This is a genomic window from Geovibrio sp. ADMFC3, assembly GCF_054687035.1.
This window is the reverse complement of sequence record NZ_BAAFZG010000002.1, coordinates 2,236,726-2,254,280: the sequence shown is the minus strand read 5'-3', so window position 1 is coordinate 2,254,280 and position 17,555 is coordinate 2,236,726. Positions and strand designations below refer to the sequence as shown.

12 protein-coding genes are annotated in these 17,555 nt (G+C 45.1%); 3 read left to right on the top strand and 9 right to left on the bottom strand.

Going from position 1 to position 17,555, the window contains the following annotated elements; genetic code table 11:
* Positions 1 to 103: 103 nt before the first annotated feature.
* Positions 104 to 3,457 carry an AAA family ATPase gene (locus tag ACYRYY_RS11060; RefSeq protein ID WP_460215667.1) on the top strand — a complete coding sequence of 1,118 codons (3,354 nt, stop codon included), beginning with the start codon at positions 104 to 106 and terminating at the stop codon, positions 3,455 to 3,457.
* On the opposite strand, the gene ACYRYY_RS11055 is transcribed toward ACYRYY_RS11060, so the two are convergent.
* Complete coding sequence (locus ACYRYY_RS11055) at positions 3,447 to 4,916, bottom strand: DEAD/DEAH box helicase (protein WP_460216489.1); 1,470 nt, start codon at positions 4,914 to 4,916, stop codon at positions 3,447 to 3,449. The two genes, ACYRYY_RS11060 and ACYRYY_RS11055, sit on opposite strands and share 11 nt — an antisense overlap.
* A gap of 753 nt (positions 4,917 to 5,669) precedes the next feature.
* On the opposite strand from ACYRYY_RS11055, the gene ACYRYY_RS11050 reads away from it, so the two are divergent.
* Together ACYRYY_RS11050 and ACYRYY_RS11045 are read left to right on the top strand one after the other, a co-directional pair.
* Positions 5,670 to 8,003, top strand: a complete 2,334-nt coding sequence (locus ACYRYY_RS11050) for a PAS domain-containing sensor histidine kinase (RefSeq protein WP_460215666.1) — start codon at positions 5,670 to 5,672, stop codon at positions 8,001 to 8,003.
* A gap of 55 nt (positions 8,004 to 8,058) precedes the next feature.
* A complete protein-coding gene (locus ACYRYY_RS11045) occupies positions 8,059 to 8,736 on the top strand; it encodes a Fic family protein (protein ID WP_460215665.1) in 678 nt (225 codons plus the stop codon).
* A 396-nt stretch (positions 8,737 to 9,132) separates the two neighbouring features.
* Here ACYRYY_RS11045 and ACYRYY_RS11040 read toward each other — a convergent pair whose 3' ends face one another.
* The 8 genes from ACYRYY_RS11040 to mdh all read right to left on the bottom strand — a co-directional run bounded on the left by ACYRYY_RS11040 (position 9,133) and on the right by mdh (position 17,058).
* On the bottom strand, positions 9,133 to 10,767 hold the full coding sequence (locus ACYRYY_RS11040; RefSeq protein ID WP_460215664.1) for a PAS domain-containing sensor histidine kinase: 1,635 nt from the start codon (positions 10,765 to 10,767) through the stop codon (positions 9,133 to 9,135).
* Between the two features lie 236 nt (positions 10,768 to 11,003).
* Entirely contained in the window at positions 11,004 to 11,546 is a 543-nt protein-coding gene (locus ACYRYY_RS11035; RefSeq protein ID WP_460215663.1) for a 2-oxoacid:acceptor oxidoreductase family protein, read from the bottom strand.
* Between the two features lie 13 nt (positions 11,547 to 11,559).
* The gene (locus ACYRYY_RS11030; RefSeq protein ID WP_460215662.1) at positions 11,560 to 12,366 is read right to left on the bottom strand and encodes a 2-oxoacid:ferredoxin oxidoreductase subunit beta; all 807 of its coding nucleotides are present in this window, start codon (positions 12,364 to 12,366) and stop codon (positions 11,560 to 11,562) included.
* On the bottom strand, positions 12,366 to 13,499 hold the full coding sequence (locus tag ACYRYY_RS11025; protein WP_460215661.1) for a 2-oxoacid:acceptor oxidoreductase subunit alpha: 1,134 nt from the start codon (positions 13,497 to 13,499) through the stop codon (positions 12,366 to 12,368). The genes ACYRYY_RS11030 and ACYRYY_RS11025 overlap by 1 nt, the downstream gene beginning before the upstream one ends.
* 12 nt (positions 13,500 to 13,511) lie before the next feature.
* Complete coding sequence (locus tag ACYRYY_RS11020) at positions 13,512 to 13,709, bottom strand: 4Fe-4S binding protein (RefSeq protein ID WP_128467465.1); 198 nt, start codon at positions 13,707 to 13,709, stop codon at positions 13,512 to 13,514.
* A gap of 148 nt (positions 13,710 to 13,857) precedes the next feature.
* The gene (gene sucD / locus ACYRYY_RS11015; RefSeq protein WP_460215660.1) at positions 13,858 to 14,739 is read right to left on the bottom strand and encodes a succinate--CoA ligase subunit alpha; all 882 of its coding nucleotides are present in this window, start codon (positions 14,737 to 14,739) and stop codon (positions 13,858 to 13,860) included.
* On the bottom strand, positions 14,736 to 15,956 hold the full coding sequence (gene sucC, locus ACYRYY_RS11010; RefSeq protein ID WP_460215659.1) for an ADP-forming succinate--CoA ligase subunit beta: 1,221 nt from the start codon (positions 15,954 to 15,956) through the stop codon (positions 14,736 to 14,738). The genes sucD and sucC overlap by 4 nt, the downstream gene beginning before the upstream one ends.
* A gap of 127 nt (positions 15,957 to 16,083) precedes the next feature.
* Positions 16,084 to 17,058, bottom strand: coding sequence for a malate dehydrogenase (gene mdh, locus ACYRYY_RS11005; protein WP_460215658.1), 975 nt, complete (start codon positions 17,056 to 17,058; stop codon positions 16,084 to 16,086).
* Positions 17,059 to 17,555: the final 497 nt, after the last annotated feature.

Here is a 17,555-nt window from a genome sequence, read left to right as displayed (position 1 = left end):
GCAGTACCGGACACCCGTTTATTCTGCTTAAAAAATATAAATTTCTGCCTCCCTTTCTAATTTTCAGATATGAATAGTTACGGAATTAAGATAAAATTGTTTCATGCGCTTTAAGTCCATAACACTGCAAGGCTTTAAATCATTTGTTGACAAAACTGCCGTGGATTTCCCCGACGGCATTACCTGCGTGGTCGGTCCAAACGGCTCAGGCAAAAGCAACATCATGGATGCTATACGCTGGGTCTTCGGCGAACAAAGCCCAAAGGAACTCCGTGGGAATGACATGGAAGATGTCATCTTCGGCGGCTCCTCCAAGCGCAAGCCTTCCGGTTTTGCGGAGGTTTCACTCACTGTCAGTGACCTGCCGGAAAGTGTTACGGCAAAATGGGGCACTCTCTCCGAAGTAACAGTAACCAGAAAGTTTTACCGCACCGGTGAACGTGAATATAAAATCAACAACCGCAAATGCCGCCTTAAAGACATCCGTGAAATTTTTTATGACACAGGCATGGGCGCCAGAAGTATTTCCATCATCGAACAGGGCAAGGTGGAAAAAATTATTCAGGCGACACCGGATGAACTCCGTCTTTTCCTTGAGGAAACAGCAGGGGTTGTCCGTTTCAAGGAACGCAAAAAAGAAGCGGAAAGAAGACTCCACCAAACCAGAGACAACCTCGGACGTGTCAACGACATCATCAGCGAAATCCGCAGCCATATAGAAACACTCACAAGACAAGTGGAAACAGTGAAAAAGTTTCGTGAGTTTGCATCCCGAAAGACCGAGCTTGATAAAAACATAATCCTCCACAAATACATTAAACTGAAAGACGATTCGTCCGCTCTTACCGAGGAGATAAACAAGGAAAAGATCGGCATGTCCGGTATCATCGCAGAGTTTGAAAGGCTGGTAAAAACTGAAACAGAAAAGGAAAGACAGCTCAACTCTCTCCGGGGCAGTTTTAAGGAAACCAACGAAAAAATGTTGTTTCTGGGTGATGCTATTGCCAATATATCCGGCGATGTCCGCCTGCTGGAAAGTGAAATAGCCGGAGCAGAAAGCACGAAAGAGCGCCTTCATAGAGAAATAGAAGACTTTGAACGTAAATTCAGAGAGCTTACAGCCTCAAGGGTCAGGATTCTTTCCTCCAAAGAAGAAACGGAGAAAAATAAGAATAAACTCACTGAAAGCCTTGAGGAACTTGAAGAAAAAATTGAAGAATACACCCGCATGCGGGATGATCTCAAATACGATATAGACGGGCTTGAGGATGAATACCTTGAACTCACCCAAAAGCTTACATCCGTAAACAATTCTGTTTTTGAAAAAGAGACGACAATCAACCGTCTGGAAGCGGACAGAAAACGCTTCACTCTGGAAAAAGATGATCTGGAAGCAGAAATCGCAAAATCTGTCCGGAGAGCGGAAGACGCTCAAAGAGAATTTGAAGAAACCAGAGACGCCCTCAAGCACCTGACAGATGAGATAAAGGAAGCAAAAGCCGAGCTTGCAGAGGTAAAAACCCTTGAAGCGGACGCCAAAAGCGAGGCAGACAGCCTGCGTCTTGAAAAAAACTCACTGGAAAGCCGAAGAGCGGTTCTCCGTGAACAGATAGAAAATGCCGCCATAGGTGACAGCGGTGAGTACCTCAAACGTTTTGAGTCATCACTGCTTATTGATATGCTAGATGAAGAGTCCGAACCACCGCTCCACTCAGCAGACATTGTGGTTTTCAAATCAGAGCAGAAGTCAATGGTTCTCGCCACCGTCAGGGAGATGACCGGATCGCTCCGTTTTACTTTCAGCGATGCTGCTGACGGACTCATAGCAGAACTCGGACAGCAGGAAAAAATAACCGACAGCATTATCAAAACAGGAAACCTCTACCGCAAAATCGGTGATGATGATAAAGGGGTTGTAATCCTTAAACTCAAAACAGAGCTTAAAACAGCAGAGGATAAGCTTGAAACTGTTGCGGCGGATTTTGAATCCGCAGAGTCCAGATACGAAGGTCTCTCTGCCAAAACCGCTGAAGTTTCCGAGCTGCTGGCAGAGAAGGAAAACCGCAAGTCAACCCTTGAAACCGAAGCTAAAAATACTTCACGCATGCTTGATGAAGCTGTTGCAGTAAAAGAAAAACTCTCCCGCAGAGGCGAGATAATAGACAAAGAAACCGAGTTTGTTGCCCGTGAGCTGGAACGCACAGAAAAGGAACTTGCCTCCCTGCGTGAGGAACGTGAGAAGACAGCCGATGAACAGCGTGAGAAAGAGGATGAAAAACAGCTTCTGGATGAAAGGCTTGAAGATGTGAACACCCTCTATGAAGACGCAAAGGATGAACTCTCCGCATTTAAAATAGAAGAAAGAGGCTTCACCGAACAGCTAAATGCTCTGGCACGGGAGCTTCATTTCACCGACAGGGAAATAAGCGAGACAACTCAGAAAACTGGCGATGCCAAACAGCGCCTAAGCAAGCTTCTTACTGTAGATATAATAAATTTCCGTGAACGGCTGGAGATCAAGAAAACAGAATATGCCTCTCTGATGAAACAGCAGCAGGAGCTTCGCTCAAGCGCACTGAACACAGACAGGGAAGTTGCTGAAAGAGAAAAAGAGCTGGAAGACCTCAAAAAAGAGATCGAAAAAGCCAACCGTGAGGTAGAAAAGCTCCGCAGCGTTGTCACTGATTCAGAAATAAAACGTGAGCGTGTACTTGCGGAGATGCAGAGCCTGTCTGAAAATTTCACGGAAAAGTTTGAAGCAGATATAAATGATGAAAAACCCGATCTTTCCGGATTTCAGCCTAATAAAGCAAAGGCCGAGCTTGATGCAGTAACTAAACTCATAGACGAACTAGGTCCCCTCAATATGGCGGCAGAGCAGGAGTTTGATGAAGTCTGCAAACGAGATGAATTCCTTACCCAGCAGAGAGAAGACCTTGAAGAAGCCATAGCCAGTATTCACGAACTTATCAGCGAAATAGACGACAGCACGGCAGCACTTTTCAGAGATACCTTTGAGGGTGTGCGTGACAACTTTAAAAAGGTTTTCGATATACTTTTCGGTGACGGAAGGGCGGAACTCCGCCTCAGTGAGCCGGATAATTTTCTCACCAGCGGTGTGGAAATCTTTGTTCAGCCGCCCGGCAAGAAGCTGGTGAACATGAATCTTCTTTCAGGCGGAGAAAAGGCAATGAGCGCATGCACACTGCTTTTCGCCCTGTTTCTTTACAAACCCACGCCTTTCTGCTTTCTTGATGAAATAGATGCGCCTCTGGACGAGGCGAACATAGATAAATTTATGAAAGTGGTAAAAACCCTTTCGGGGGACACCCAGTTTGTCATAATCACCCACAGCCAGAAAACCATGGCAGAGGCTGACAGCCTCTACGGAGTAACAATGCAGGAACCGGGCGTCTCCAAGATGCTCTCAGTGCGCCTTAGCGACCTTAAGCTTTAGCCTCTCCCGCAGTGTTTTTTCTGCGGGGTTTTCTTCCGCCGGGTTTGGTAGGTCTGCTCCCTGCCCTGCCGGATGTCTTTATAACCGGTCTTTCTTTTTTCTCAGGTTTCCTAACCGGGTCAGGCAGTTCAGTCAGAAGTTCCTCTTCCGGGTAAATGTAGTTCATCTTAACACCCGTATGCTCTTCCAGAGCCGGAATAAGCATAGACTCCTCTTCACAGGCAAATATCACAGATATACCGGATGCGCCAGCTCTGGCGGTACGCCCTATCCTGTGAACATAGCTGTCAGGGTCTTCAGGAAGATTGTAGTTGAATACATGGGTGACACCGTCAACATGAATTCCTCTGGCTGCAACATCTGTAGCCACAAGAACCTGAATCTTACCGGTTCTGAACTCTTCAAGAGTGTTGATTCTTTTTGTCTGGCTGACATCGCCTGAAAGCATTTTACACTCAATACCGAGAGCATAGAGGCTGTCTGTCAGGTTGCGGGTCTGATCCCTTCTGTTGCAGAAAACTATAACACTTTTAAGATCACGGGTTTTGATATAGTTGTAGAGCATCTTAAACTTGTCGTCACTTTCTATAATATATGCAAGCTGCTCTATGCGTGTGTTAGTAATGTTTTCCGGCTCAATCTCAACAGCAAAGGGTTCTTTTGTCCATCTGGATGCAAGCTCTGCAACCTGCGGTGTAAGAGTTGCGCTGAAAAGCATTGTCTGTCTGTTTTCCTTTTGGGGGAGATAGTTGATTATTCTCCGGATATCGGGGATGAATCCCATATCAAGCATTCTGTCAGCTTCATCAATAATCAGTATCTCAACCTTAGAGAGATTGACCTTACTGCTCTGACGAAAATCAAGAAGCCTTCCGGGAGTTGCAACCACAATGTCCACCAGCTTTTCTTCAAGGGCTCTTTTCTGCTTTTCGTAACCCATACCGCCGAAAACAGCGAGAACTTCAGCATCAAGATATTTAGACAGCCCAAGGGCATCTTTCTCTATCTGGAGAACAAGTTCTCTAGTAGGCGCCAGAACAAGCACTCGGGGAGTTCCGGGCTTGCGGTTTTCAAGGGGGTTTCTCTGAATATGCCTGAATGCAGAAAGAAGGAACGCCGCTGTTTTCCCTGTTCCTGTCTGCGCTTTTCCACTTACATCTCTTCCTTCAAATGCCTGCGGGAGAATTTCTCCCTGAATATCTGTGCAGTATTTAAAGCCAAGATCATAAACTGCTCTTAAAAGCTGTTCCGAAATATCCAAATCATGAAAACGTACCTTACCCTCAGCCTTTTCAACCTGAAATTCGGAAGGATCCCATGGTGTAAACACTTTAGGTTCTTTTTTGGGTTTTGGCTGAGCCTGTACAACTCTGACTTTTTCTTTAGGAGGTGCAGTTCTTACCTTCTCCTTTGATGGTTTGGCAGGTTTATGGTGCTGCTCTTCTTTTTTCGCATCCATAGTGATTTCTCTCACACGGATCGCCGCTGCCTTCTTTGTTCCGAAAAGGGAGCGGATTTTTTGTTTTAAACGTTTTAGCAAATGCCACCTCTATATTACAGCTCGTGTTTACCTTCCGTGGAAACTCTCGCCACACGCTCGCGCCTTGCATAGCAAAGCTTCGCTTCGCACGGCGAACTTCCTTCCGTGGAAGTTGGGAGCCTGTCAGTCTTTATATTACAGCTCGTGTTTGCCTTCCATGGAAACTCTCGCCACACGCTCGCGCCTTGCATAGCAAGGATTCGCTTCGCACGGCGGACTTCCTTCCGTGGAAGTTGGGAGCCTGTCAGTCTTTATATTACAGCTCGTGTTTGCCTTCCGTGGAAACTCTCGCCACACGCTCGCGCCTTGCCTAGCAAGGCTTCGCTGCGCACGGCGAACTTCCTTCCGTGGAAGTTGGGAGCCTGTCAGTCTTTATATTACAGCTCGTGTTTACCTTCCGTGGAAACTCTCGCCACACGCTCGCGCCTTGCATAGCAAGGCTTCGCTTCGCACGGCGAACTTCTTTACACGGAAGTCAGGGAGCTTGATAATTCAATTAAATCATATAAGAATCCAGCAGGAGTTTAAAACTATATGAAAAAAAAGCAAAGGACTTTATCACGTCTGTGATATTATAATTATAGTAAATCTTCTCTTTAAAAAAATATATTTCTTCCTAAACTTATAATTCTGAACTATATCTATAAAAATAGACAATTTTTATGATGTTGAATGTCACGGTTAAATGAACTTATAAATACAGACAAATTGAAAAAACAGCTCGAGCAGTTCTCGGAATTTTCCGGTTTTCCTGCCAGTATACATGATTTTGAAGGCAAAATACTCGTCAAGGCAGACGGAAACCGCCACGCAAGTCTTCTGCCGGATGTTTTAAAAGATGCCGGTGCGGAAAACATCATAAAAGGCATACTGCGCACCGACAACGGCGGAATCTTTGCACTTAACACAACAGAACTTGATAACTTCCCTAAAATCCTGTCAGCCGTCTACGCCAATGACAACATTCCCATTAAAAGACTCAAGTCTGCAGCAGCTTATGTTTCCACACTCACTGAAGGTTGTCTGGCAGATAATCTTGTCAGCTCTGCCCATTCCGATCTTTACTGTGATAACGTCAGAATGCTAAGAACACTCCATGCCGCAGTTGAACACAGCCCTATTTCCATTGCAGTTACCGACCGGAACGGAATAATAGAATACGTTAACCCCTTTTTTAAAGAGCTTACAGGCTTTTCCAGAGAAGAGATCATCGGTCATGGCTTTGCAGAATTAAAATCAGGTGTCCACGATACAGACTTTTACAGAAACCTCTGGAATACTATCCAAAGAGGCGAGATCTGGACAGGGAAATTCATAAATAAAAAGAAAGACGGCACAAATTATGTTGAATTTGCCAAAATAGCTCCTATTACTGAAAAAGGCGAAATTACACGCTTTATCGGAATAAAAACAGATATAACCGAACAGGAGAAGCTCAGGGAGCTATTGGAAGAGTCCAACCAAATGCTGGAAGAGACAGTCCGCAAACGCACTGAAAAACTGCGTACAGCTTACACACGCCTGAAAGAAAACAGAGATCTGCTGAACAAAACCCAAAAAGTCGCCAGAATGGGCGGCTGGATGCGTGATATGCGGACAAGAAGAGGTCGCTGGACTGAAGAGGCATTTACTATTTTCGGTTTAGAACGCAGACCGGAAGCACCTACAGTTAAGGAAATACTCACCGCGACTCATCCCGAAGACCGTGACAAGGTCAGAGGATGGCTGGAAGCACTTTTTAAATATACGCCTGAAAGAGAATTCAATTTCCGGATCGTTCGCCCTGACGGAGAGGAAAGAATCATCACTTCAATCTACTCATATGATTTTGACTCATCAGGCAAACCCCACAGAATAAACGGGATACACCACGATCAGACAGAAAGAATCCGTGCTGCAGAAAGCATTGAAAAACACGAAAAGCTTCTTAATTCCATATTAGTCTCAGCAAATGCCGGCATATGCGTTCTGGACAGAAACTGCCGTGTGGAAATAGCTAACCCTGAATTCAACAAGATTTTCGGACGTGAACAAAGAATTACCCCCGGCAGATTTTTTACAGATGCCTATCCGGAGCTTTTAAACAGCAGCCAGGCGGATATTCTATGTGATGCCTTAAGAACAAATCAGGATATAAGCAGGTTGGAATATTCTTTTACACTTCAGCCAGGAAGAGAGAAAATTCTGATCATAAGTGTGGCAAGACCACGGGCTGATCATGACCCTGTAACTCTTATAACCGCCTCCGACATAACAGAGTTGAGCGAGCTGCACACCAAACAGAAAGAACAGGAGGCGATGCTCATTCAACAGTCGAAAATGGCTGCTCTGGGTGAAATGATAGGCGTGATAACACACCAGTGGCAGCAGCCTCTTAATGCAGTTGGAATGTTCAGCCAGCTCATTGAATCAGAGTTTAAAAGCAATGATCTGAATATTGAAAACCTCCATGACTACACATCTTCAATTATGGAACAGCTTGAGTTTATGTCCCAGACAGTTAAGGATTTCAGAAACTTCTTCAAACCCGGGCAGGCGGACGATAAATTTGAAGTAACCTCAGCTCTTGAGGAGATCATAAACCTTGTATCCGTCCACTATGCAAACAGCCGAATAGAAATAATCCACAACCTCGAATGCAGCACAAAGGCGCTGATTTACGGTTCAAAAAGCGAGTTCAAGCAGGTTATCCTCAATCTTCTGGCAAACGCAAAAGATGCAATTACCGAAAGCCAGAAAGGCTCTGCCGGAGGTAAGATTGATGTGAGCTGCGCTGAAACTGAAGATGCAGTGGTCATAAGAATAAAAGATAACGGCGGCGGCATTCCCGAAGAGATTAAAGACACCATATTCAAATCCTACTTCACTACAAAGGGTAGCAACGGAACAGGCATCGGACTGTATATCTCCAAGCTCATTACAGAAACACATATGCAGGGCAGTATTCAGGCGGATAACGATGAAAGCGGAGCAGTATTTACCCTGCGTTTCCGAAAACCTTCGTAAGCTTTTCTGTTTTTTTCTGTTATAATTATAAACTTGTAACTCTTACGGGGGGCTGATGATTCGGCAGATTATAACAGACAGGCTTGAACGTGTAACTTTCAGCGGAAAATACGATGAAAAAACAGTTGCTCCTTTTCTTAAGGAGGCCGATGCACGCTTTGCCATTCTGAACAGTCTGCCTGTTGTTCCATATGCGTACCCATATCTTGAAACCATATTCAACAAGTGCATTTACTCATCCCTCACAGTTCAGAAAAATAATATGAACAGCGAGGATGCCCTTAACCTCCTGCGGATCCTTCAGGACAGCTACCACCGCCCGGCGGCGGAAAAAGCGCTGGCAAACCTCAGGATAGTCTATGGGCTTGTAGATTCCATAGTCCCTTCTGCTGAACCGTTTATACTCACACCTGACTTCATAAAAAGACTTCATATGCACATAACTTTCGATGTGCGTGCAGAGGGGAACATTCCCGGCAGTTTCAGAACAAAAGCAGCAGACATCAAATATTTCTCTCCCCCTGAAAAGGATATTGCCAAGCTCATAAAGGAATTCTGCGACTGGTTTAACAGAGATGAAATAAAGTCCGTTCATCCGCTTATCAGGGCGTGTCTGGCGCATTATCATCTCAATCTCATCCACCCTTTCGGTGACGGCAACGGGCGGACAGCACGCAGCGTTGAGGCTGCAATTCTTAAAAAAGCCGTTACAGATACCTTTACCGCTCCATAGGTATTTATTATAAAGAAAACAGATCCGACTATTACAGAAGTTTCAGAAAAAGTGAAAAAACCGGCGGATTTGATCTCACACCCTTCATTATATTCTATCTGACCGGGGTATGCAGATCGTTCATCACGGTCACTGATATTTTACTGGCCGGCTTACGCATATCTGCTGTCAAAGATTTCTTCAAGTGGCTGAAATCGGAGAATAAGATTTCTGAACGTCAGTACAAACTGCTTTATGCTCTTTTTGAAGCAGACAGAACAGTATCCGAAGAGGAACTTTTCAAAAATCCGGTTTTTTCAAAGCTATACGAAAGTAATTCAGAAGATGAAAGAACAAAAGACATCAAAAGTCTCTTGGAAATAGGTATAATTTTCAGGAATGAGGAAGGATTTGAGCTTAACAGGAACCTGCCGCAGAGTCCCGTTTGATATGTCTGTCCAGAATAATACTGAAAATAGCGCCTGAACTGCCGTTTCTGACCCGCACCTCTCCACCCATGCTGTTTTCAACTATGGCACGCACCATATAAAGGCCTATTCCAGAGCCATGCTCAGAGCTTTTCGTTGTGAAATAAGGGTCAAAAATTTTCTTCAGCAGCTCTTCAGGAATTCCGCCGCCGTTGTCCTCAATATCAATTGAGACACGACCTTCAAAATCAGTTATTCTGATACATATTTTTCCGCTCTCCGTCAGTTCCCCTTTTTTCTTCAAGGCTTCAATGGCGTCCTTGGCATTATTGAATATATTAAGCAGAACCTGCATAAATTCATTTCTATAACCCTCAACACGAAGGTCGCTGCGTCCGCATTTATTGCAGTCTATATGTATGTTAGAGTCGCCAATATTCTTAATATGTGCAGATATGCCTTTATCATCATTCTCTTTCCAGTCACACTTCATTTCGATGTGGAGATCATGGGAAATTGCCTGATGTGAAAATATCTTAAGCGTTGGCCACAGGGCTTCTTCTATTGTGAAAAGGCTGCGCTCCTGTGAAGGACGGAGAAAGTCCATAAAATCTTTAACTGTCTCTGTCATGTAAGTTATCTGCTCTGATGCCGTATCATGCACCCAGTCGACATATTTTTTATCCATCTCGCCTGAATTATAAGTACGAACCATATCCTGCAAGAGCATCCCGACTGCACTCAAAGGCTGCTTCCACTGGTGTGCAATTGAACGGAGCATAGCCCCCATTTCTGCAAGCTTTGACTGCTGAATAAGAAGCTGCTCCTGCTCATAGCGCTTCAGAGCCTCTTCCTTTACCTTATCCTCAAGACTGTTCTGAAGCTCTTTAAGGTCGGAAATATCTATAGTGCTGCCAATTCCGGCAAATTCACCGTCAATCATCACAGTATTTGTTGCAACTCTGACGGTTCTGATCTTCCCTGATTTAGTTATTATTTTGCGTTCATGGTATTTCTGGTCGAAAACTTCGCCGGCCAGTCTGCGGGTCACATTTTCCTTAACAAAGGCTCTGTCGTCCTCATGAACAAGCTCCCATGGAGACATAAGTTTAAGCTCTTCCATTGTGTAGCCGGTTTTGGAGAGATATTCCGGGTTTGCATAAATATATTTATCTTTGTAGATATAAATACCGGCGAAGGAATTTTCTGTTAAGATACGGAAAAGCTGCTCTGTTTCAGCAAGTTTTTTAACACGTTTATCAGCCGAAGACCCTGCATCGAAAATTACCAGACATGAATGCTTCCCTTCGTATTCGATGCTTTTTATCTCACTTTTCATGGGGATCAAAGAGCCATCCGCAGTGCGGAAATTAAACTCGCCGCCCATGTTGCACTCGTAAATTTCTTCAAATATACATGAATTAAGCAGCTTGGAATCCACAGGGAATATCTCGCACGGCTCACGCCCCTCCAGATTACCTGCCGGATAACCTAAAGCAGCCTCAGCAACGGAGTTGCAGTAAATAACTTTACCGTTGAAAACAAGAACACCCTTGCCTATCGAATCAAGAATGGAAATAAGCAGTGCCGCATTGCTTCCCGAAGAACAATTTTCACCAATCATTAAAAAATGTTCCTTCCCAAACGCTTTTTTGACAATATTATAACAGTATCTTATATATTGTACAGGCTTTTCAATTCCAAATAATGAATTTTTTAAACTGAAGAAAAACTTTTATGTGGATATCACAATTTTAACAGGTATTGATTTTGATATTCATCGGAGATATTTGAATATTCCCACAAAAAAAGGCGCCCCAAGCAGGAGCGCCTTTTAAGGATATTTAATCCGTGTAATTCTTATTTCGCTGCTTTTGCAAGTTCTGCGCCGGCTGCGAGTGCTTTTTTGTTAAGCTCTTCCGTACCTCTGGGAACACGGCTGAGAACAGCCTTCTCAAGGGTTGAATGATCAACAAAGTCGCAAAGAGCGTTGAGCGCACCAAGAGTCACAACGTTTGCAACCATTGCTTTGCCCACTTTTTCAGCGGCAGTGACAATTATGTCAAGGCCGATAACTTTGAACTTCCCTTCGGGAGCTTTTTTAACCATGAGGTTGTCAACTATCAGAAGACCTGTATCTTTAAGGTCTTTGCAGTATTTGTCTGCAGCTTCTTGAGTAAGAGCCACAACAACATCAGGGTTCATAACTTTAGGGTAGTAGATATCATCATCACTGATAATAACCTCTGCCTTGCTTGCGCCGCCTCTTGCTTCAGGTCCGTATGACTGGGACTGAATGGCTTTTTTGCCTTCGAAAACGGAGGCAGCCATGGCAAGGATAATACCGGCAGTAATCATACCCTGTCCGCCGGAACCGCTAAGTCTTATCTCACTTCTAGCCATTTTCAATCACTCCTTACTTCAAACCGACCTGAGCATCGTAAGCTTCTACGTACTCAGCTTTCTGAACTTCATGCAGAACGCCTATGGCGAATTTACCCGCCATTTCCTCTTCGCTCATTTCCTTGGCTTTGTTAGCGGGAACCGCATTTTCTTTCTGCCAGAGGATCATGTTAGCGGGAGAGCCCTGTTTGTTTTTGCGTCCGTAACCTGTGGGGCAGCCAGCCATGATTTCCACAACACTGAAGCCTTTGTGATCAAGCGCCTGCTTAATCAGTTTTTCCATGGGTACAGCGTGGTAAGTTGTGGTTCTCGCAACAAAAGTTGCGCCGGCGCCTATGGCAAGCTGGGCTATGTCAAACTGGTTGTCTGCGTTGCCGTAGGGTGCGGTTGTCGCTTTGGAGTTTTTAGGCGTAGTGGGTGAGTACTGACCGCCTGTCATGCCGTATATATAGTTGTTGAAAACAAAGCATGTTATGTCAATGTTTCTTCTGCACGCATGGATGAAGTGGTTACCGCCGATAGCTGTCATGTCTCCGTCACCGCCAAGGGCAATAACTTTAAGCTTGGGGTTAGCCACTTTAACGCCTGTTGCGAAAGCAAGTGAGCGTCCGTGTGTGGTGTGCAGCGTGTTGAAATCCATATAACCGGGAAGACGGCTGGCACAGCCGATACCGGATGTAAGAACTATATCATCCTTATCGATGCCTGTGGCGTCGATAGCTCTGATAAGTGATTTCATGATTATACCGTAGCCGCAGCCGGGGCACCATATATGAGGGATTTTACCTGCTCTGAGGTATTTGCTGTAATCGTAAGCCATTACTTAGACCTCCTGATTTCATCCATGATCTCAACAGGCGTGATCGGGTCGGAGTCTATCTTATTGATGCCGACAACCTCTGCCTGTCCCTTCACGACTCTGTCAACCTCAAGTTTGATCATACCGAGGTTAAGCTCAGGAACGATGAACTTTTTGGTTTTGCCGACATATTTTTCAAGGTGTTTTTCAGGGAAAGGCCAAAGCGTAAGGGGTCTGAAAAGACCAACTTTCACACCTTCTTCTCTTGCCTTGATAACGGCTTCTTTAGCGGAGCGTGCAGAGCTGCCGTATGCAAAAACTATAATTTCAGCATCAGCACACTCAAACTCTTCCACTTTCACGATATCATCATAGTGGTGCATAACTTTGTTTTCCTGACGGATTTCATCAGCCTGAGCCATCTTACCGTTGTTTGAGGGAAAACCGTCTTCAGCGTGGTTAAGACCAGTTATATGATATCTGTAGCCTGAACCGAAATCAGCCATAGGGGGTACAAGGTCTGCTTCGGGTTTGTAGGGTTTATAATCTTTCGGATCGCATGTGGGTCTCTTGCGGTCGATGACTTCAAGTTCGCCGGGTTCGGGAATTTCGATAGCTTCCCTCATGTGACCGATAATTTCATCTGTGAGAAGAATTACAGGCATCCTGTATTTTTCAGCAAGATTGAATGCTCTTACTGTTTCGTTCAGCTGCTCCTGTACTGTGGAGGGAGTGAGAACGATTGCCGGGTGGTCACCGTGGGTTCCCCATTTAGCCTGCATAACATCAGACTGTCCGGGTCCTGTGGGAAGACCGGTTGAGGGACCGCCCCTCATAACGTTTACGATAACACAGGGAATCTCTGTGAGATAGCCGTATCCAAGGTTTTCCATTTTAAGGGACATACCGGGACCTGATGTTGCCGTCATTGATTTTTTGCCTGCGATAGAACCGCCTATTGTAGCTGCCATAGCAGCAAGTTCGTCTTCCATCTGGATGAAGCGTCCGCCTACTTTGGGGAGTGAAGCCGAAAGACCTTCCGCGATTTCGGTTGAAGGCGTTATGGGGTAACCTGCATAAAATCTGCATCCCGCATAAAGAGCGCCTTCACATACTGCTTCGTTTCCTTGAAGGAATCTAATTTCTCTAGCCACAAATTCCTCCTGTTAGCCTTTTTTATAAACTTCGATTGCAAAGTCGGGACACCTAAGCTCGCACTGCATGCAAGCTATGCACTTGTCGAGGTCGGCGACGTGCGCTTTAAAGTCCTTCATATCAAGGACTTTGGTAGGACAGAGTTCTACGCAGATTTCGCAACCCTTGCAGTACTCTACAATAATGTTAATGCTTTCTGCCTTACCCATTAACTTCTCCTTTTGTAATTGCCGTAACTTCAAATTACCGCGTTGAAAGCAGCTTCAGGTCTTAAGCCGCTGAGATCTGACCTGAAAACATACTTTTCTACCTTTATATTCAGACTGCCTGCCGCCCCAAGGCAGGCAGTCCTTATTTCTAAATTTTCCCAAGAACCTCGGCAACTTTCTTGCCGATTTCCGAAGGCAGCTCCACAACGTGAACACCGCATTCAGAAAGTCTTTTCATTTTAGAAGCTGCTGTATCATCACCGCCGGAGATGATAGCGCCCGCATGTCCCATTCTTTTACCTTTGGGTGCGGTCTGTCCGGCTATGAAGCTTACGACAGGCTTCGAAAAGTTATTTTTTATCCATTCCCCTGCTTTCACTTCTGCCTGGCCGCCGATTTCGCCGATAAGAACAACAAGTTCCGTCTGCGCATCGTATTCAAACATTTCAAGCAGGTCGATGTACTTAAGCCCTATTACAGGGTCGCCACCGATTCCCACACAAGTTGACTGACCAAGACCGTAAGCGCTGACCTGCTTAACGGCTTCGTAAGTCAGTGTGCCCGATTTTGAGATGATCCCCACTGTTCCGGGGGTATGTATTTCACCGGGCATAATTCCCATCTTGCACTCGCCGGGTGTGATCACGCCGGGGCAGTTGGGTCCTATGAGCATTGTTCTTGAACCTGTGGTCTTGATCATTCTTTTAACCGCAAGCATGTCCCTCACGGGGATGCCTTCGGTGATGCACACGCATACGTCGAGGTTTGCGTCCACCGCTTCCATAATGGAATCAGCAGCGTACGCAGGCGGAACATATATTATAGACGCATTAGCGCCTGTAGCTCTGACAGCTTCTTCAACAGTGTCAAACACCGGAGTGCCGTCAACGCTCTCTCCGCCTTTGCCCGGAACAACACCGGCAACGATATTTGTTCCGTATTCCTTCATTTTGGCTGCATGGAATTTTCCCTGACTGCCTGTGAGGCCCTGTACAATCACCTTGGTTCTGTTATTTATAAGTATGCTCATTTGCTCCCCCCTTTCTTCTTCGCAGAAGCAGCATTGGGCGCGGGTTCGTTTGCGAGTTTGACGGCAAGCTGGGCGGCGTCTGCCATCGTATCTGCCGCATAGATGTTCAGTCCTGATGTCTGGGCTTCCTCGTTGATGATTTTCTTACCTTCAGCAACGTTTGTGCCGTCAAGCCTGAGAACTACGTGTTTATCACCCGGAACCTCATTTGCCGCTTTCAAAACGCCTTTGGCTATCAAGTCGCAGCGAACGATACCACCGAAAATGTTTACGAAGATAACCTTCACATTCGGGTCGGTAAGGATGATTCTGAATGCTTCCCTTACCTTGTTCTCGTCTGCTCCGCCGCCGACGTCGAGGAAGTTGGCTGGCTGCCCGCCGAAGGACTTAATAATGTCCATGGTCGCCATGGCAAGACCGGCTCCGTTAACCATGCAGCCGATGTTTCCTTCCATGCTCACATAGGACAGGTCATATATGGAGGCTCTGACTTCCTGAGGCTCCATTTCACCGTAGTCCTTCATCTCTTCTATCTTTGAGTGACGGAAGAGTGCGTTGTCGTCCACAGTGATTTTTGCGTCAAGGCAGACGATTTCATTGTCACTGTTTACGACGAGGGGGTTTATTTCAAGCAGCATGCAGTCATAGTCCATAAAGACTTGGTGCAGCTTAACCACTACCGCGGAAAACTTATTGAGGAGATTGCCTTTAAGCCCGAGTTTCTTGGCAATTTTTCTCCCCTGATAAGCCCCCATTGCCTTTATAGCGGAGAGTTTCTCCTTTATAATGGCATCCGGTCTGCTTTCAGCGAGAGTCTCAATCTCAGTACCGCCTTCTGCGCTTGCGATTAAGATGTGCTGCTCATTATCTCTGTCCACCATAAAACTCAGGTAAATTTCCTGTTTGATGTTAGTCGCTTTTTCAATGAGAATCCTGCGGACTATTTTTCCGTCTTCTCCGGTCTGATGCGTAACCAGCTTCATACCGAGCATGTGTGTGGATTCGTCGTATACGTCTGAAAATGACTGAACAATCTTAACGCCGCCGGCTTTTCCCCTTCCGCCTGCGTGTACCTGAGCTTTAAGAACCCATTTTTCTCCTTTCAACTCTTTTGCGACACGGAGAGCGTCGCTGGCTGTGGATGCTACTCCTCCGTCCGGTACGGGAAGACCGTACTCGCGGAGAAGACCCTTAGCCTGAAATTCGTGTAAATACATGGCTCACCTTCCAGCTGTTTTGTTTTACTTAGGGCTTAAAACACAAAAATAGTATTCCAAACCAATGCTAACTTCAAGCCTTAATTGGTGAGCCATGTTAATATAGCCTTAAAATATAACGGTTATTCTAAAGGAAACCGAGGCGTGTCATAGCTTCAACAAGATCTTTAACAGCATTGACAGAATTATCCATCAGAGCCTGCTCTTCAGCATCAAGTTCAAGTTCAATAATTTTTTCAACGCCGTTCTTTCCAAGAACAACAGGCACACCGACATAAAGATTATCTACGCTGAATTCGCCTTTAAGAAGAGCGCATACGGGCAGAACTCTTTTTTCATCTTTCAGAATGGCTTCTGCCATCTGGATTGCAGATGAAGCGGGAGAATAGAACGCTGAACCGGTTTTAAGAAGCTTCACAACTTCGCCGCCTGCCTGTTTGGTTCTTTCAACCATAGCAGTCATAACTTCTTTAGCTTTTGCTTTGTCGTTGTATTTTCTTTCGAGCAGCTCCATTACAGGGCAGCCGTTAACGTTAGCGTAACGAACAAGGGGAACCATTGTATCACCGTGTCCGCCAAGAACCATAGCGTTTACGTCTTTAACAGACACGCCGAGTTCCCAAGCGATGAAAGAAGCAAATCTTGAAGAGTCAAGAACGCCTGCCTGACCGATAACCCTTTCAGCGGGAAAGCCTGTGACTTTCTGCATGAGAGTAACCATAGCGTCAAGAGGGTTAGAGATAACGATTACATATGAATCGGGAGCGTATTTTTTGATGTTTTCCGCAACAGACTTAATAATGTTAGCGTTTGTTGTAAGCAGATCGTCTCTGCTCATGCCGGGTTTTCTGGGAAGACCCGCAGTAACAATAACTATATTTGCGCCTGCTATGTCTTTGTAGTCATTTGTACCCTGAAGGCATACATCAAAGCCATCAACTCTGGAAGCTTCTGCTATGTCAAGGGTTTTTCCCTGAGGCATGTCCTCAACTATGTCAAAAAGAACAACATCGCCAAGCTCTTTAAGTGCGCTGAGCTGGGCAAGAACGCCGCCTATCTGGCCGCCGCCGATCAAGGCTATTTTAGGTCTGTTAAAGCACATATCAAACTCCTATATGATATAGTTTCAGAGCCGTCAGGCTCCAATTTCCTCATAGTACACGCTTTTCTGGCGATAAACAGCAATTTTCATTAAAACCTGCTCACAAAAAGCCTGTTTCGCCATCCATTCCATACACCGAAAAAACGTTTTTAGAACTCTTTTCTGATGTATACTGTATACAGTTATAATTATACATAAATTTTTGTCAAGATCTATTGGCAACGCCGATAATAAAACATTTTTTAAATTTGATAAAGAAGAAAATACGGTTTTTCGCATATTATAAAAGACAAAAAAAATAACACTCGATTCAAGAACCCCTACAAGTCCCTAAATACGCCATATTCAGAGTAAATAACAAAACAAACGCAGCTTGGTAATTTTCCGATATAACGGTTTAAAAAAGACTGCGTGAATACCCATGACTTAACTTAGCATGCTCATAAACAATAACAGTAATCAGCGGATTAGAATTCCCAATAAACATATCGTTTTTA

Coding starts and splice junctions, on each gene's coding strand:
- sucC (WP_460215659.1), bottom strand. CDS start 15,956: ATGTATTTACACGAATTTCAGGCTAAGGGTCTTCTCCGCGAGTACGGT.
- ACYRYY_RS11035 (WP_460215663.1), bottom strand. CDS start 11,546: ATGGCTAGAAGTGAGATAAGACTTAGCGGTTCCGGCGGACAGGGTATG.
- ACYRYY_RS11030 (WP_460215662.1), bottom strand. CDS start 12,366: ATGGCTTACGATTACAGCAAATACCTCAGAGCAGGTAAAATCCCTCAT.
- ACYRYY_RS11055 (WP_460216489.1), bottom strand. CDS start 4,916: ATGGATGCGAAAAAAGAAGAGCAGCACCATAAACCTGCCAAACCATCA.
- ACYRYY_RS11050 (WP_460215666.1), top strand. CDS start 5,670: ATGTCACGGTTAAATGAACTTATAAATACAGACAAATTGAAAAAACAG.
- ACYRYY_RS11040 (WP_460215664.1), bottom strand. CDS start 10,767: ATGATTGGTGAAAATTGTTCTTCGGGAAGCAATGCGGCACTGCTTATT.
- ACYRYY_RS11060 (WP_460215667.1), top strand. CDS start 104: ATGCGCTTTAAGTCCATAACACTGCAAGGCTTTAAATCATTTGTTGAC.
- ACYRYY_RS11045 (WP_460215665.1), top strand. CDS start 8,059: ATGATTCGGCAGATTATAACAGACAGGCTTGAACGTGTAACTTTCAGC.
- sucD (WP_460215660.1), bottom strand. CDS start 14,739: ATGAGCATACTTATAAATAACAGAACCAAGGTGATTGTACAGGGCCTC.
- ACYRYY_RS11020 (WP_128467465.1), bottom strand. CDS start 13,709: ATGGGTAAGGCAGAAAGCATTAACATTATTGTAGAGTACTGCAAGGGT.
- mdh (WP_460215658.1), bottom strand. CDS start 17,058: ATGTGCTTTAACAGACCTAAAATAGCCTTGATCGGCGGCGGCCAGATA.